This window comes from Ruegeria sp. CDSA193 (assembly GCF_059611885.1).
The window spans coordinates 103,607-118,657 of record NZ_JBXWPN010000009.1; the positions used below are offsets into that span (position 1 = coordinate 103,607).

A 15,051-nucleotide genomic window follows, 5' to 3' on the forward strand; every position below is an offset into this window, starting at 1 on the left:
TCGGGTAAAACGAAAAAGGCCGCCCAGAGGGGCGGCCTTTCGCATTCGAAACGGGTCAGGCTTAGAAGCCCAGACCTTCGTATTTCTTTTTGAACTTCGACACACGGCCACCGGCGTCCATCAGACGCGCGCCGCCACCGGTCCATGCGGGGTGCACGGAGGGGTCGATTTCCAGAGCCAGCTGATCGCCTTCGGAGCCCCAGGTGGATTTCATCTGAACTATGGTGCCATCGGTCATTTTGACGTCGATGACGTGATAATCGGGATGGATGTCTTTTTTCATCTTTCCGTTCCTTACGCTTCGGCGCCAGCTTTGGGCTTGTAGTTGGTGACCTCTGCGATACGTGCGGATTTACCGCGACGAGTGCGCAGATAGTACAGTTTGGCGCGACGAACGCGGCCACGGCGGACAACGGTGATGCTGTCGATATTGGTTGAATACAGCGGGAACACACGCTCCACGCCTTCACCAAAGGAAATCTTGCGCACGGTGAACGCACCGGCGATGGTGTTGCCACCTTTACGGGCGATGCAGACGCCTTCGTAGTTCTGAACACGGGTGCGCGACCCTTCGGTCACTTTAAAGCCGACACGAATGGTGTCACCGGCTTTGAAATCGGGGATGTCTTTCCCCAGGGCGGCAATCTGTTCCGCCTCAAGCTGTGCGATCAGGTCCATCGCAGGTTCTCCTATCTGCTCGTGGTTGGTCCACGAAGTTTGGGCACGGCCTGAGAGCTCTTGGTCTTCACCGGGTCCTGCGTACAGCCCGCCAGAGGTCAGATCGAATGTTCACTTGGTCTCTGGCCTGCCCGCCGCGCCGTGGCTGAAGAAAGCTGGGCGTCACGACATGATGCAAACCAAAACACCGGAGTCGCGAAGTTGCGGCACCGGATTGCGGTCATTTACGGGCATCGGGGGCAGGGATCAAGCCTAAATCGCGACGCAAGGCGGGGAAAACGGTGGGTTTCCGCCGCACGCAAACAGAACCATTGCCTTGCGGGGCTGATCAGGCAAACTGGATGTAATTATAAGAGCAGTCATTTGATACAGGATTAGATCATGCGCACAGCATTGATGCTCGCCGTCATAGCCTTTGCGACCCTGTCCTGCGGTCGCAGCAGCCCGCCGCCGCAACTGGTCGAGGCCCAGTCGTTTCCAGATGCTACGCCGCCCGCTGTGATCTTCCCAGCCTTTGCAGATGCAGACCCCCACGAATGGGAAGGGAGACATCCGGGGCATTACCCGGTGCACGGGCTGGACGTATCGCGCTGGCAAGGAGCGATAGACTGGCGCACCGCCAAGCAGTCAGGCGTTAGTTTCGTCTTTATCAAAGCGACCGAAGGGGGCGATGTGGCCGACCCCATGTTTGCCAGCCATCGGCAAGGTGCGCGGGCAGCAGGTGTGCCGTGGGGGGCATATCATTACTACTATTTCTGCCGGTCGGCGCGGGAACAGGCCCGCTGGTTCATCCAGAACGTACCCAAGGGATCGGATCTGCCACATGTGCTGGACATGGAGTGGACCCCGCATTCTAAGACCTGCACCCTGCGCCCCGATGGTGCGACGGTCCGGGCCGAGGCTCAACGGTTCCTGGATATCCTCGAACGCCACTATGGGCGCCGTCCGATCGTCTATACGACGGTGGATTTCTATGGTGATACGAATATCGGGCGGCTGCCCAAGACCGAGTTCTGGTTGCGTTCGGTCGCCGGTCATCCGCGAAATGTGTATCCCAAAGCGGTGTGGCGGCTCTGGCAATACACCGGCACCGGGCTGGTGCCCGGTGTTCAGGGGAGGGTTGATATCAATGTCTTCAACGGGCCACCGGAAATCTGGGCGCGCTGGAAATCTGGTAGCCCTTAGACTTTGGGCACCCCATAGGTTTCGATGGTGTCGCCCACGACGAAGTGATCAAGCCTGCATTCGCGCTTTTCCCCCCCGAATAATTCTGCAACCGGGACCGCTCAGCTGCGGGGCTCATGTCACACGGGGGATGTCAGTCAGACGTCTCTTCCTGTTCACCCAGATAGGCCTCCCACAGATCGGGTCGCCGTTCGCGGGTGATCTGTTCGGACATATCGTGACGCCATTCGGCGATGCGACCATGATGGCCTGACATCAAAATCTCGGGGATTGGGCGGCCTTTCCATTCGGCCGGGCGGGTGTACTGGGGGTGCTCCAGCAGGCCCGACGAAAAACTCTCTTCTTCGGCCGAGGCCTGATTGCCCAGAACGCCGGGGATCAGACGCACCGTGGCGTCGATCAGCGCTTGCGCGGCAATCTCGCCTCCGGTCATCACGAAATCCCCTAGCGAGACCTCTTGGACGCCGTAATGCTCCAGCACCCGTTCATCAACACCTTCAAACCGCCCACATAGCAGGGTCATGCCATCACAGCGCGCGAGGTTCTGCATCATGCACTGGTCCATGCGGCGACCGCGCGGGCTAAGGTAGATCAGAGGCCAGTTTCCTTGCGCCTCGGTCATCGTGTGCTCGATTGCTTCGCCCAATACATCTGAGCGCAACACCATCCCCGCTCCGCCGCCGGCCGGGGTGTCGTCCACATTGCGATGCTTGCCGACACCGAACTGACGCAGGTCAACGGTTTCCAGCTGCCACAACCCTTCTTGCAGGGCTTTTCCAGTCAGGCTTTCGCCAAGAACTCCGGGAAAGGCCGACGGAAACAAGGTGATGATCTTGGCCTTCCACACCCCATGCAAATCGGGCGTGGGCGTAAGCAGTTCGCGCGGTTTCAGCGTAGGACGGATCGCCTTGCGACCATGAGATTTCGGGGACGTATCAGTCATGATGTACCAATCAGGTCTGTCTGCGCGCGTTCAATCACGGCAGTCTTTTGCGCAACCAGAGCCGCTTCGTCCAGGCGCGAACGGTTCAGTTCCAGCAACTCGGACAGGACGTCTTCGGGGAGCCGGGTATTGACCTGAGTCGGAGGCACCAGAAGGTTGGCCTTTTCACGCGACAGGTCCATAAATTCGGCAAAGGGGTCGCCAGGTCCAAGCCGGCGCAGTTGCAAATCTTCCAGCCATTCAGTCGTAACAGAGACGGAAGGCAGCTTTTCCTTGATGCGGCTGACGGTGTCTTGCAGCGGGGGCAGGTGGTCCAGGTTGTCGCGAAAGGTTTCAAAGTCAAAAACCTGTCGCATCCGTTCCAGATCATGTGCCCACAGGCTGCGCAACCAGCCTCCGCGCTGGCGCAGAGACAGGTATATCGTGATCTCAACCTCTTGCCCTGAAAATCGCTGGCGAATTGAATCCACCAGACAGGCAGCCAGATCGGGGGCCGCAGCATAGCCTTGGTCGATATTGCGGCTGGGCCTGAGGCCGGCGAAGTTTTCTTCGCTCAGGATCAGTCCCCGCTTGTCGCCGAAATCCAGGCTGTCCAGAAATTCGCGCAACTGACTGCCAAACTCGGAGAGGGTTCCCACTGTTCCATAGACGGAATGGTTGGTGGCCGCGCGGGACAGGCCGGAATTGCGGGTGCGATACGGTAGGACCAGCGCAAAATGCGGCCAAATCAGCTCGCGATTTTCATAGAGGAAGGATTGCGCTGCTGTTGTGCCAGTTTTGTGCAGGCCCAGATGCAGCAGGAACCGACGCATCAGATCAGCCCTTCGGGCGGGTCGGCGACGATGCGGCCCTGTTCCAGATCAACTGTAGGAACCGACTCGAGTGTGAACGGTAGCAAAACAGTGGAATTCAGGCCCGGCCCGTGCAATTCCAACAGGTCCGCCGCACCGTGGTTCTGGACAGATTTAACCTGACCCAGCAACGCGCCCCCTGTGTCATAGACCGCAAGCCCGATTAAATCTGTGTGGTAGAACTCGTCATCAGGTAGCGAAGGCAACTGATCGCGCCGCGCAAACAGGCGCAGCCCCTTCAGGTCGTCTGCCTGTTCCTTGGTTTCAACTCCGCCCAATCTGGCGGCAAAGCCATTCTTGATTGGACGAGTCAGGACCAGCGGATAGCGTTCCGCGCCCTGTTCATCCGTCAGCGGCGAATAGGCTTCGATATCCTCAGGGATCGCGCAATAGCTTTTCAGGCGCACTTCGCCGCGCACCCCGTATGAGCCCGCAACACTTCCTACGCAGATCAGGTCATTCATTTGGTCCATCCACCGTCACACATAGCCCGTCTTGCCATAACCCGCGTGCCTCACACGCTTCGCGCTGGTTCGAGCGTTCGAAGAACACGCCCACAATAAAGGCGATCATCAACAGGATAGGAAGCCGTAATAGTCCGAACATACGTCTATCGTACCTCCACAAGCAGGTTGTCGTCGCGGATTTCCCAGCCAGATTGCTGCAACTCGGGGGTTTCCGAGTGCTCTTCGGGCCATCCGACACAGAAGTAACCGATCAACCGCCAGCTATCCGACACATTCAGATCACGCGCCATTTGTTCGGGGTCCAGAATAGACACCCATCCCAAACCCAACCCTTCGGCCCGCAAGGCAAGCCAGAACAGGGTGACTGCCGAGACCACGGAATAGCGCCGCATCTCGGGCATCGAACCTGCACCCAAACCGCGCCCCTTGTCGGTGGAATCGTCGCAGAACACGGCCAGCTGCACCGGTGCTTCCTGCATTCCCGTCAGTTTCAGCTGACTATACAGCCGCGCATTATCGCCCGAGTATCCCTTTAGGGCCTGGGCATTCGCCGCCTGAAAGTTCTTAAGCGCAGCCTCACGCGCGGCGGTACTTTCGACTCGGACCACACGCCAAGGCTCGCTGAGCCCCACAGAAGGCGCCAGTCGAAACGCGTCGAGGCAGCGCGTCAGCACTGCCTCGTTCACAGCTTCGTCGCGAAACCGGCGCACGTCGCGCCGGAGCCGCAACAACAGATCGAACTGCGCGCGAAAATCGTCGGTAAAGGTCTGATCCCGCACGCGCCGCCCTGCTTACTCTTCTGCTGCTGCTTCTTCAGCAGGCGCAGCAGCAGCTTCGGCAGCTTCAGCGGCCTTTGCAGCTTTTTCTTCCGCGCGCTCCTGAGCTTTCTTGCCCGGGGTACCCTTGTTGGGGTTGCTACGCTCAGCTTTTTCCTTGGCGCCGGCTGCTTCCAGCATGCGGGCGATCCGGTCGGTGGGCTGGGCGCCCTGGTCCAGCCAGTACTGGATGCGCTCCATGTCCATTTTAACGCGCTCTTCGTTGTCTTTCGGCAGCAGCGGGTTGTAGGTGCCCAGCTTTTCGATGAAACGGCCGTCGCGCGGCATGCGGCTGTCGGCAGCCACGATGCGGTAGAAGGGACGCTTTTTCGAGCCGCCGCGGGCGAGACGAATTTTCATTGCCATGGTGGTATCTCCTTTAGATGGCGTGTGCCGGGAACGGCCCGGTCAATTCTGGTGTTTCTTATGGTGTCGGATGACTTCCTGAATGATGAAATTCAGAAAAGCCTTGGCGAAATCGGGGTCAAGATCGGCCTCTTTCGCCAGGTCTTCTAACCGTGCTATCTGCGCAGCTTCGCGCGTGGGATCGGACGGGGGAAGGTCGTGTGCCGCTTTCAGTTTGCCAACGGCTTGTGTGTGCTTGAACCGCTCGCCCAGTGTGTAAACCAGAATCGCGTCCAAGCGATCGATGCTTTCGCGGTGGTCCTTGAGCAACGCGGCAGCCTGAGTCACGGGATTGGTCATTGGCCGGTCCTTTCGGTGGTCAAAGCAGGTTCGGATAAATCGAGCGTGGGATGGCGCCAGACCTGGCAGGGCTTGCCCATCACTTCGCCTTCGCGCTCGAAGCTAGCCCCCATACGCTCGGCCAAGGCACGAGAGCGCGTGTTTTCATGCGCGATATAGCTGATGACGCCATTCAAACCCTGTTGGCGTGCAGCATAGTCGCGAGCTGCAAGGGCTGCCTCGAAAGCCAGACCTTTGCCTTCCGCCCCTTCCATCAGGGTCCAGCCGAGTTCGGGTTCGTCCCAGCCAGGTACATCAATGATGCCAACCCCGCCAACAAAGCGACCGCTGGATTTCTCGGCCAGATGCCAAAGGCCGTAGCCTTTCAGCGCCCAGTGACCCAGACGTGTTGCCAGAGAGCTCCAGCTGCCCACATGATCCCGCGGACCGCCAACCATATGGCTGCGCTCGGATGCATAGAAGGCAGTCAACTCAGGCAGGTCATCCACATGCGGGGCCCGCAGGACAAGGCGTTCAGTTTCGATGATCGGGATGGAGAACGTCGTCATGCGTATGCCCCCACTCCACCGTTCTCAAGGTCTGATGGAGCCGGGTGCCGCCAAACCTGCATCTCGCCATAGGCCGGGTGTTTATAGATGCTGTCAAACCGCGCACCCAATCTATCGGCCACGGCTCTGCTCGCCAGATTGTCGGGGTCGATCAGAGAAATAGCAGTATCCCAGCCCAGTACGTCATAGGCATATGTCCGTGCGGCGAGCGCCGCCTCGGTCGCGTATCCTTTGCCTGTTGCGCTGCTCATCAGTGTCCAGCCGATTTCCGGCTCAGGCCAGCTATGCGGAAACCACAGCCCTACATGGCCGATGTATTTGCCGGCGCCTTTTTCCTCTACCGCCCAATACCCATAGCCGCGAAGGGTCCAGTGACCCAGCAGTAGGGCAAGTGTCCGCCATGTCTCATCCGCACGTTTGGGACCGCCGACGAATTTCGATGCGTCGCTGGCAAAGAATGCTTCCAGCGCGCTGAAATCGTCCTCGCACGGGGCGCGCAGGATCAGGCGTTCGGTTTCAAGCCGGGGGATATGAGGTGTAGCGGCGGTCATTTACTTCTTTTTGCCAAATCCGCTGAGGCCCGGAGGCAGGGCCATGCCTCCGCCCATTCCGGGCATCTTGCCACCCATCGCTTTGGCCGCCTGCTCCAGCGCCTTGGGGTCCATGCCTGCCGCCATGTCTTCTGGCGAGGGGCCGCCTTTACCAAACATGCCCTTCATGGCCTGTTTCAGCATCTTGCCTTTGCCCATCTTGCCCATCTTCTTCATCATGTCCGACATCTGCCGGTGCATCTTGAGCAGCTTGTTGAGGTCGCTGACCTCCATACCCGAACCCGCCGCGATACGTTTCTTGCGGCTGGCTTGCAGCAGTTGCGGGTTGGCGCGTTCACGCTTGGTCATGGATTGGATCAAGGCGATCTGGCGCTTGAGCACCTTATCATCCATGCCCGATTCTTCGACCTGTTTGGCCATCTTGCCCATGCCGGGCATCATGCCCATCATGCCTTGCATGCCGCCCATCTGGATCATCTGTTCCAGCTGCATCTTCAGGTCGTTCATGTTGAACTGACCTTTGACCATGCGCTTCATCATGCGCTCGGTCTGTTCGATCTCCATCGTTTCCTGGGCCTTTTCGACCAAGGCAACGATGTCGCCCATTCCCAGAATACGTCCTGCAATCCGGTCCGGCTCGAACGTCTCAAGCGCGTCCATCTTTTCGCCCAAGCCCACAAAGCGGATCGGTTTGCCGGTGACCGCGCGCATCGACAGCGCCGCACCGCCGCGCCCGTCGCCATCCATCCGGGTCAGAACCACGCCCGAGATACCGACCTTGGCTTCGAATTCCTCGGCGACCTCAACGGCGACCTGACCGGTCAGACCGTCGACGACCAGCAGGGTTTCGCGCGGGTCGACCGCGTTGCGAACCTGCTCGACCTCGTTCATCAGCACTTCGTCGATGTGCAGACGGCCCGCGGTATCGAGCATATAGACGTCATAGCCACCCAGCGTCGCTTGCTGCTTGGCGCGTTTTGCGATGTCGACGGGCTTCTGGCCGGGAACAATCGGCAGCGTATCGACGCCGACCTGCGTGCCCAGAACGGCCAGCTGATCCATCGCCGCCGGGCGATAAACATCCAGCGAGGCCATCAGGACCTTCTTGCCCTCTTTCTCTTTCAACCGTTTGGCCAGCTTACCGGTGGTTGTCGTCTTACCCGAACCCTGCAAACCGACCATCAGGATCGGGGCAGGCGGGTTGTCGATCTTGAGCGCACCGGGGTCTTCCTCACCGCGCAGCACGTCAACAAGTGTGTCATGCACGATCTTGACGACCTGCTGACCGGGTGTGATCGACTTGGTGACAGCCTGACCGGTGGCTTGATCCTGTACCTTCTTGACGAACTCACGCGCGACCGGCAGCGACACGTCTGCCTCAAGCAGGGCAACCCGCACCTCACGGAGTGCGGTTTTGACGTCTTCCTCGGACAGGGCGCCCTGTTTGGTCAGCCGGTCAAAGACGCCAGAGAGGCGTTCGGATAGATTTTCAAACATGCCTTCGGCCTCCTATGCCGGTTGTCGGTTGGCGTGCCCTAGATAGGATGCGCCGGTTAAATGCACAAACGCCCCCACGGGCGTAACACGCTGGTGGGGGGCGATCCCTGAACGACTCAAGGGACCGGAAGATCTGAGGCTTCCGGATGTTGCGGTGGGATTTAGGCTGATTGACTGTCCGAGTCAACCACGTTCACTTTGGCCCAGTGGTTCATTAGGGCCATTGCACTGTGTGTTTGACCTGACCATTGGGTATATGCATTGATTAGAGGTATCGAAGACGCGCCATCAGTGCGGGCAAAATGCAGCACTGGTCGACAAGAGTGGCGGCCTTCTTGGCTGTTCTCCGGTTGCATCTCTGCACAGCGGAAATCGGACAACTTGTGGGTTTCGGTTTGATAAGTCATCAGAACGTTGCGGCGCTGAATAGTGACCGTGTCACTTGGTTTGTCAAAAATGACCTGAATGCGCTGTACTAAATGGTGTCCCATAAACCCGACGATGCAGAATACTATCGACAGTATCAGAATGGTTTCGAGCAGGCTATTTTCACTACGAAAATACCCTCCTGCGGCGCTTGCAACGAAGATCATAAGAAAGCCGATCAAAGACAAGCCGGTCAACCAGGGCACATAAGACACTATTAGCTGGTTCGAATTGTTGCGCGTCACTTTCATGGCGGCACGCTAGCACCCGTTTTGCGGTTTGTCTCGGCTTGAAATCGTGCCCGTGTTGGGCGATGAGCGAGGTAGACAGGAGGTTCCCATGGACGCATCATCCGCTTTTCAAGACACATTGCCGCTCAGTTCCGATGGGCTGTTGGCGCAGCTGGATGCGTGGGGCCTGACCTATAGGCTGCATACCCACATCCCGCTGCGCACGGTTGAGGATGCGAAAGGCGTCGAAGATCAGTTTCTTGTGCCGGGTGAGCGTACCCTGCGCCTCAAGAACCTCTATCTGCGCGATAAGAAAAAGCGGAACTATCTGGTGACGCTGGAACAGAGCCGCGACATCGACCTCAAGGCGCTGGGCGCCGAGCTGGGTGTCGGCAGCCTGTCCTTTGGCTCGGCGGATCGGCTGTTGCAAAACCTCGGCATCCGCCCTGGGGCTGTCAGCCCGCTGGCGATGATCAACGGGGTGCAGAATGATGTACGCTTTTACATGGATGCTGCCGCACAACAGGCCGATGTGATCAACATGCATCCCTTGGTCAACGACCGCACAGTTGCCATCTCGCGCGCTGATTTGATGGCCTTCTTCGATCGGATTACATGCGCGGTGAACTGGCTGCCCTGATCAGGGCACTAACGCCTCCTCCAGGGCCGCGGCCACATGTGCAGCGGACGGGTTGATGAACAGATGCCCGTCAGCCTCGAACACAGGGTCGTCCAGATGATCGGGAAATGCCAGCGGCAGTTCCGTGCAGGCCAGAAGGATTGCGGTTCCGGGTTCGGCATGCCGGTTACAATAGGCCAGCAAGCGCGCACGGGCGCTTTCTGACGCGCCGCCGTAGAAATCACCGTCGATCATCGCTTGCATCTTTGCAATTTCGGTTTCGGGCAGGCGGGCGTTTGCGCTGATGCCAATCTCGCCCAGCTTGTTGGCATAGTGCGTCGCCTGCATCGTTACCGTGGTGCCCAGAACCAGCGCGCGCGTGGCGTCTGTCGAGGCTGTAACCTCGGCGGTTGCATCGAAGATGCTGAGAATGGGCATCGTAACGCCCTGTCGGATTGCATGCAGCCGCGCGTGGGGTGTGTTCGAGGCGATAATCCCAAAGTCACAGCCAGCGGCTTCAAGAGTTAACAAAGCTTCCCGAAATACAGCATCAAATCCGGCCCAACTGGCCTCATCGCCAGCGACGCCACGCAGGGCACGGGTTTTAGCCTGGGTCACGGACTCGATGGTCATGGGTGGGATGGGCAGAGGGGATCCATGTCCGCGCTGGGCGAAAAACTGCCCCGCGCCTTCGGCAATCGCCCGGTAATAATCAACGGTCGAGGCCCAGCCCACGCCGCCCAGAATGCCGATCTTTTTCATTGCGTGCGTCCAGTCTGCCCATTTGGTATCCAGGACAGACTGGACGCTTTCTGAGATGAAGGTCAATCAGGCTGCCAGTTGCGAAACCGCATTTCGTGCATTGCTGAGAGAACCTTCGGCATCCAGCGCCAACTGGTCGGCGGCGACGATTTCCACGTCATGAATACCGATAAAGCCAAGTACATGCTTGGCATAGGTGGTGGCAAAATCGACATCAGACCCGACAGCTGTGCCACCCGACGCCACGGCTAAAACCGCGCGCTTTCCATCCAACAGGCCTTTTGGACCGCTTTCGGAATACGAAAAGGTCACTCCGACGCGGGCAATCAGGTCGATCCAGGCTTTGAACGCCGCGGGCACCGAGAAATTGTAGATCGGCAGGCCTATGACAAGCGTATCGGCCTGCTGCAGTTCGGTTACCAGCTCGTCAGACAGGGATAACTGGTCCTGTTGCATGGCACTGCGCTGATCGGCAGGGGTGAAATTTGCGCTGACCCAGGCTTCGGTCAGCAGCGGCAGGGGAGTGGCAAGGTCACGGCGAATTATGCGGTCAGCGCCCAGGTGATTGACGATGCGTGCCGACAGGTCACGAGTGGTCGAGCCTTCGCGGCGGGCCGATGCGTCGATATGCAGGATAGTTTTGGTCATGGTTCAATTTCCTTTGGTGTACAGGATGTGTCTTGGCCCGATATGAGCGTTGCGCGAGCGAACAAAACTCTGGTAAGTCAACAGGGTCTGTTAGAATTTGCACAATGGAAAACCGCAGTGGACAACTGGGACGAGGTAAGAACCGCCTATCAGGTGGCGCGTATGGGAACAGTCAGTGGCGCGGCGGAGGTCCTGGGTGTGCATCATGCCACCGTCATTCGCCACATTGATGCAATTGAGGCCCGGCTGGCGGTCAAGCTGTTCCAGCGCCATGCGCGCGGCTACACCCCGACCGAAGCCGGAGAGGACCTGTTGCGTGTGGCACAAGCGACTGAGGATCAGTTCAATCAACTGATCGGCCGGATGAAGGGTCGGGGTGATGACGTGTCGGGCGAGTTGGTCGTGACGTCGCTGTCCTCTCTGGCATCTCTGGTGGTGCCAGTTCTTGCCGAGTTTCAGCGACGGCACCCTGAACTGATCGTTCGGTATCTGACCGGTGATCGGCTGTTTCGTCTGGAATATGGCGAAGCGCACGTGGCGATACGTGCCGGGTCAGCGCCTGATCAGCCCGACAACGTGGTTCAGTCCTTTATGAAGCAAGAGGTCGGGTTATACGCCAGCACTGATTATGTCGCGCTGCACGGCAAGCCTGGCAGCCTGGATGACTTTGCAGATCATTCTTTCATCAGTACCGATGACGAAAACAGCCGAGCGCCGTTTTCCCGCTGGTTGCGCCAGACCGTGCCAGCCGAGCGCATCACCTTCCGTTGTACCAACAACTTCTGTATCCGCGAGGCGGTCCTGTCCGGCGCGGGTATCGGTTTCATGCCACGTTGGTCAGCTGCAGGAGACCCGAATCTGGTCGAAGTGATCGACCCGATGCCGGAGTGGTTTGGTGATCTGTGGCTTGTTACCCATGTGGATCTGCATCGCACGACCAAGGTGCAGGCCTTTCTGACCTATCTGAAAGAGCAATCCAAGAGCTGGGCAAAATGAGTCAACAGGCGCGTGGCCATCTGGCCATGCTGATTTTTTCGGCCCTGGTTGCAGGGAGTTTCTCGCTGGGGTCACTGATCGCCAATCAGATCGCGCCCGAAGCCATTACCGCGGCCCGGTTCGGCATCGCATCCGTGGTGATTGGGGGTGCCGCCCTTATGACCACCGGCCTGCCGCGCAGCGCGGCACAAGCCCCGTGGCGCTATTTGGTTCTGGGCGGAGTATTCGCGGCCTATTTCGTGTTGATGTTCTACGGGTTGAAAACTGCACCGCCTGTCAACGCGGCAGCGGTCTTTACGCTGACTCCGGTTATGACCGCATTCGCCGGTTGGATCTTGTTGCGCCAGATCACCACACCAAGGATGGCGCTTGCACTGACCCTTGGGGCAGTCGGGGCGCTGTGGGTGATCTTTCGCGCCGATTGGCAAGCCGTGCGGGCGTTCGATATCGGGCAGGGGGAAATCATCTATTTCTGGGGCTGTGTCGCGCATGCTTTGTATACCCCCCTTGTACGCAAGCTGAACCGTGGAGAGCCTGCAGTGGTGTTTACCTTTGGTACGCTTCTGGCGGGATGCCTAATGCTGACGATCTACGGGTGGTCCGAGATCCGTGCTACCGACTGGGCGAACCTGCCAGCGATAGTCTGGGTGGGTTTGATTTATGTTTCGGTCTTTGCAACCGCGGCCAGTTTCGTGCTGGTTCAGTATTCAACGCTGCGCCTGCCATCGGCAAAGGTGATGGCTTATACTTATCTGGTTCCCAGTTGGGTCATTCTGTGGGAAATCTCTCTGGGGCAGCAGGCGGTTGGCCCTGTCGTCTATTTTGGTGCCGGTCTGACGATCCTGGCCCTGGTTTTGCTGCTGAAATCCGAGGAGGACAAACCCGCGCGTCCTTTGCCGCAAGCCGATTGAACTTGTGAAACGACCAAATTGTGTCAGGCTTGGCCCTAGATCAGAATATGAAACGTCCAAGGGGACGACATGAAACCAGTTCTTTCCATAATGATATTGGTGGTTTGCGGCGCCTGTGCCGGGTCATCTGAAACGGATTTACAAGCCAGTTGCGAGGCGCTGGTCGCAGCCGAAACCGGAACGCGGCCCGGGGATGTTCGGGCATTGTCCACCGATACCGAACCGGGCGGGTCGGTCACGACGGTTTCCGTTACCGGGGCCCAGGCCCCGTGGTTGTGTCGGGCGGACCCTTCGGGGGTCGTGACCGGTGTTGAATACAGTCAGGAAGGCTAGCCCGTTTCAATGTTTGACCAAGCGGGCGAGGGTGTTGAGGCAGATCAAGGCCTGGCACCCTCTGGTTTCTCTATGCTTCAGGCCAAGGAGGAACGTCCCATGTACAGTCATATCATGATCCCGGTTGATCTTCATCTGCCACCCGAGGTGCGCAAGGCCGCCAAAGTTGCAGCAGCTATAGCCGAATGGCAGGGGGCCAAGATTACTTTGGTCAGTGTCACCGGCACCCAACCGGGTGACCCTGTTCAGTCAGATGCTGCGATTGACAAGAACCTACGTGATTTTGCCAAACAGTTGGCTGAAAGCAGCGGGACCGAAGTGGCGTATCGCAATATCCATTCGGTTGATGTCGCCGCTGAAGTTGACGGTGACCTGACACGAACTGCCGAAGAAATCGAAGCTGACCTTATCGTCGTCGGCACCCATGCGCCGCGTATTACCGACTATATATTCTCGAGCCATGCGGGGTATCTGGCGAAACATGCCAGTGTCTCTGTTTTTGTAGTCAGGTAGGCGGATCATTCCTCGGCTGCGGGCAGTTCAACCTCAAGAAATCGTTCGAACGCGTCCAGATTGACCGGCTCGAACTGCCCGAACCCTTGCATCCAGACGGATGCGGATCGCAGCGCGTCAGGCTCCAGCTTGCACCACTTCACCCGTCCGCGCTTTTCTTGGCTGATCAGACCGGCTCTGGTCAGGATCACCAGGTGTTTTGAAATCGCGGCAAGCGACATCTCGAACGGTTCGGCGACATCCGTCACCGCCATGTCATCCTCCAGCAGCATCGCAAGGATGGCGCGGCGTGTGGGGTCGGCAAGGGCTGCAAAAACGGTATCGAGATCGTTGGACATACTCCTTTCCTAAAGCGCAAGAACCGGTTTGACAATTTTCGGTATGAGGTCACTGTGCCCCGGCATGTGTATCGGGGGTTGGGATGTCACTAAAATACTGGCTGGTGATTTGTATTCTTGGCATCGGCTGGGGCATGTCCTTCATGTTTAATGCCATTTTGCTGCGGGAACTTGGGCCGCTTTCGGTGTCGATGGGACGGGTTGCATTTGGGGCGCTGGGGTGCTGGGTCTATGTGATCGGGGCGCGATTGCCAGTCAATCTGACACTGGCACGTGCGTTTGGGTTGTTGGGATTTGGTGCGCTCAGCTATGCCGCGCCCTTTGCCTTCTATGCGCTTGGGCAACAGCATATCGCTTCGGGTGTGGCAGGGATCGTCAATGCAACGACACCGGCCTTTGCCGTCATTGTTTCGCATTTCTGGCCCGGAAGTGAACGTGCCACCCTGTTAAAGTCTCTGGGCGTGGTTTGCGGCTTCACCGGTATCGTTGTGCTGTCCCTGCCTGTACTGGGCGGTGGCGCGTCGTCCGAATTTTGGGCGATCCTTCTGACACTTTGCGCACCGATCTGCTATGCGTTCTCAGTCAACATCGCGCGGGCCTTCCGGGATATGCAACCTGTGGTTCTGACCGCCCTTGCATTGACGGGTGCTACGCTGGCCATCACGCCCTTGGCGCTTTGGCAAGAAGGACTACCCCATATAACCCGGGCCGAGACTTGGGCCTCGCTGGCGATGATTGGGTTTGTGCTGACATCCGCCGCCTTTATCGCGTTCTACTGGCTGCTGCCCAAAGTTGGCCCGACCAATATCTCGACAGTGACATTGATTGCGCCTGTTTCAGCGCTGGTGCTTGGAACATGGGTGCTGGGGGAAACCCTGCGGCCCGAGCATCTACTGGGAATGGCAGCGATCTTCGCCGGTCTGCTGCTGATCGACGGGCGCGTGATCAGACGTATCTGGCAGGGGGTGTCGGGCAAAGATCAACCAAAAGGTTGAATATGCGGATTCCGTGCCTTTGTACCCGCTTCCTGTGGTT

General features: G+C 58.4%; 23 protein-coding genes. 7 read left to right on the forward strand and 16 right to left on the reverse strand.

The genetic code is table 11. The features are described from left to right. Window positions 1-61: 61 nt before the first annotated feature. Window positions 62-283, reverse strand: a complete 222-nt coding sequence (gene rpmE / locus AC2FLG_RS16835; RefSeq protein WP_142639136.1) for a 50S ribosomal protein L31 — start codon at window positions 281-283, stop codon at window positions 62-64. An 11-nt stretch (window positions 284-294) separates the two neighbouring features. Next, window positions 295-678 (reverse strand): 50S ribosomal protein L19, encoded by a 384-nt coding sequence (gene rplS / locus AC2FLG_RS16840; protein ID WP_142639138.1) that lies wholly within the window; start codon window positions 676-678, stop codon window positions 295-297. A gap of 381 nt (window positions 679-1,059) precedes the next feature. Between rplS and AC2FLG_RS16845 the strand changes: the two genes are divergently transcribed. Then, window positions 1,060-1,863: a glycoside hydrolase family 25 protein gene (locus AC2FLG_RS16845; protein WP_496707194.1), complete on the forward strand. Its 804-nt coding sequence runs from the start codon at window positions 1,060-1,062 to the stop codon at window positions 1,861-1,863. A 133-nt stretch (window positions 1,864-1,996) separates the two neighbouring features. On the opposite strand, the gene trmD is transcribed toward AC2FLG_RS16845, so the two are convergent. The 11 genes from trmD to AC2FLG_RS16900 form a co-directional block, all read right to left on the reverse strand. Beyond that, window positions 1,997-2,806, reverse strand: coding sequence for a tRNA (guanosine(37)-N1)-methyltransferase TrmD (gene trmD / locus AC2FLG_RS16850; RefSeq protein ID WP_496703704.1), 810 nt, complete (start codon window positions 2,804-2,806; stop codon window positions 1,997-1,999). Next, complete coding sequence (locus AC2FLG_RS16855) at window positions 2,803-3,618, reverse strand: hypothetical protein (RefSeq protein WP_496707195.1); 816 nt, start codon at window positions 3,616-3,618, stop codon at window positions 2,803-2,805. The genes trmD and AC2FLG_RS16855 overlap by 4 nt, the downstream gene beginning before the upstream one ends. Next, on the reverse strand, window positions 3,618-4,121 hold the full coding sequence (rimM, locus tag AC2FLG_RS16860) for a ribosome maturation factor RimM (protein ID WP_271951457.1): 504 nt from the start codon (window positions 4,119-4,121) through the stop codon (window positions 3,618-3,620). Before rimM ends, AC2FLG_RS16855 begins: the two co-directional genes overlap by 1 nt. Further along, on the reverse strand, window positions 4,114-4,263 hold the full coding sequence (locus AC2FLG_RS16865) for a hypothetical protein (RefSeq protein WP_185956731.1): 150 nt from the start codon (window positions 4,261-4,263) through the stop codon (window positions 4,114-4,116). The genes rimM and AC2FLG_RS16865 overlap by 8 nt, the downstream gene beginning before the upstream one ends. A 4-nt stretch (window positions 4,264-4,267) precedes the next feature. Then, window positions 4,268-4,903 carry a 5,6-dimethylbenzimidazole synthase gene (bluB, locus tag AC2FLG_RS16870; protein WP_496707197.1) on the reverse strand — a complete coding sequence of 212 codons (636 nt, stop codon included), beginning with the start codon at window positions 4,901-4,903 and terminating at the stop codon, window positions 4,268-4,270. Window positions 4,904-4,915: 12 nt separating this feature from the next. Further along, window positions 4,916-5,305 (reverse strand): 30S ribosomal protein S16, encoded by a 390-nt coding sequence (rpsP, locus tag AC2FLG_RS16875; RefSeq protein ID WP_142639148.1) that lies wholly within the window; start codon window positions 5,303-5,305, stop codon window positions 4,916-4,918. A gap of 42 nt (window positions 5,306-5,347) precedes the next feature. After that, window positions 5,348-5,644: a chorismate mutase gene (locus tag AC2FLG_RS16880; protein ID WP_142639150.1), complete on the reverse strand. Its 297-nt coding sequence runs from the start codon at window positions 5,642-5,644 to the stop codon at window positions 5,348-5,350. Then, complete coding sequence (locus AC2FLG_RS16885) at window positions 5,641-6,192, reverse strand: GNAT family N-acetyltransferase (protein ID WP_281973527.1); 552 nt, start codon at window positions 6,190-6,192, stop codon at window positions 5,641-5,643. The genes AC2FLG_RS16880 and AC2FLG_RS16885 overlap by 4 nt, the downstream gene beginning before the upstream one ends. Continuing rightward, window positions 6,189-6,743, reverse strand: coding sequence for a GNAT family N-acetyltransferase (locus AC2FLG_RS16890; RefSeq protein WP_496707198.1), 555 nt, complete (start codon window positions 6,741-6,743; stop codon window positions 6,189-6,191). Before AC2FLG_RS16890 ends, AC2FLG_RS16885 begins: the two co-directional genes overlap by 4 nt. Continuing rightward, entirely contained in the window at window positions 6,744-8,240 is a 1,497-nt protein-coding gene (gene ffh / locus AC2FLG_RS16895) for a signal recognition particle protein (RefSeq protein ID WP_281973525.1), read from the reverse strand. Window positions 8,241-8,401: 161 nt separating this feature from the next. After that, complete coding sequence (locus AC2FLG_RS16900; protein WP_271951448.1) at window positions 8,402-8,917, reverse strand: hypothetical protein; 516 nt, start codon at window positions 8,915-8,917, stop codon at window positions 8,402-8,404. 88 nt (window positions 8,918-9,005) lie between these two features. On the opposite strand from AC2FLG_RS16900, the gene AC2FLG_RS16905 reads away from it, so the two are divergent. Next, complete coding sequence (locus AC2FLG_RS16905) at window positions 9,006-9,536, forward strand: prolyl-tRNA synthetase associated domain-containing protein (protein ID WP_142639160.1); 531 nt, start codon at window positions 9,006-9,008, stop codon at window positions 9,534-9,536. On the opposite strand, the gene AC2FLG_RS16910 is transcribed toward AC2FLG_RS16905, so the two are convergent. Both AC2FLG_RS16910 and AC2FLG_RS16915 read right to left on the reverse strand, forming a co-directional pair. Next, the gene (locus AC2FLG_RS16910; protein WP_496707245.1) at window positions 9,537-10,277 is read right to left on the reverse strand and encodes an aspartate/glutamate racemase family protein; all 741 of its coding nucleotides are present in this window, start codon (window positions 10,275-10,277) and stop codon (window positions 9,537-9,539) included. 66 nt (window positions 10,278-10,343) lie between these two features. Continuing rightward, window positions 10,344-10,925, reverse strand: coding sequence for an FMN-dependent NADH-azoreductase (locus AC2FLG_RS16915; RefSeq protein WP_271951444.1), 582 nt, complete (start codon window positions 10,923-10,925; stop codon window positions 10,344-10,346). A gap of 117 nt (window positions 10,926-11,042) precedes the next feature. Between AC2FLG_RS16915 and AC2FLG_RS16920 the strand changes: the two genes are divergently transcribed. The 4 genes from AC2FLG_RS16920 to AC2FLG_RS16935 all read left to right on the forward strand — a co-directional run bounded on the left by AC2FLG_RS16920 (window position 11,043) and on the right by AC2FLG_RS16935 (window position 13,678). Beyond that, window positions 11,043-11,921 (forward strand): LysR family transcriptional regulator, encoded by an 879-nt coding sequence (locus tag AC2FLG_RS16920; protein ID WP_142639300.1) that lies wholly within the window; start codon window positions 11,043-11,045, stop codon window positions 11,919-11,921. Continuing rightward, window positions 11,918-12,832, forward strand: a complete 915-nt coding sequence (locus AC2FLG_RS16925; RefSeq protein ID WP_496702937.1) for a DMT family transporter — start codon at window positions 11,918-11,920, stop codon at window positions 12,830-12,832. Before AC2FLG_RS16920 ends, AC2FLG_RS16925 begins: the two co-directional genes overlap by 4 nt. A gap of 69 nt (window positions 12,833-12,901) precedes the next feature. Further along, entirely contained in the window at window positions 12,902-13,165 is a 264-nt protein-coding gene (locus tag AC2FLG_RS16930; RefSeq protein WP_496702939.1) for a hypothetical protein, read from the forward strand. 9 nt (window positions 13,166-13,174) lie between these two features. Beyond that, window positions 13,175-13,678 carry a universal stress protein gene (locus AC2FLG_RS16935; RefSeq protein ID WP_496702941.1) on the forward strand — a complete coding sequence of 168 codons (504 nt, stop codon included), beginning with the start codon at window positions 13,175-13,177 and terminating at the stop codon, window positions 13,676-13,678. 5 nt (window positions 13,679-13,683) lie between these two features. Here the strand turns inward: AC2FLG_RS16935 and AC2FLG_RS16940 are convergent, their stop codons facing one another. Next, on the reverse strand, window positions 13,684-14,016 hold the full coding sequence (locus tag AC2FLG_RS16940) for an ArsR/SmtB family transcription factor (RefSeq protein WP_142639170.1): 333 nt from the start codon (window positions 14,014-14,016) through the stop codon (window positions 13,684-13,686). A gap of 83 nt (window positions 14,017-14,099) precedes the next feature. On the opposite strand from AC2FLG_RS16940, the gene AC2FLG_RS16945 reads away from it, so the two are divergent. Continuing rightward, complete coding sequence (locus AC2FLG_RS16945) at window positions 14,100-15,011, forward strand: DMT family transporter (protein WP_496692180.1); 912 nt, start codon at window positions 14,100-14,102, stop codon at window positions 15,009-15,011. Window positions 15,012-15,051: the final 40 nt, after the last annotated feature.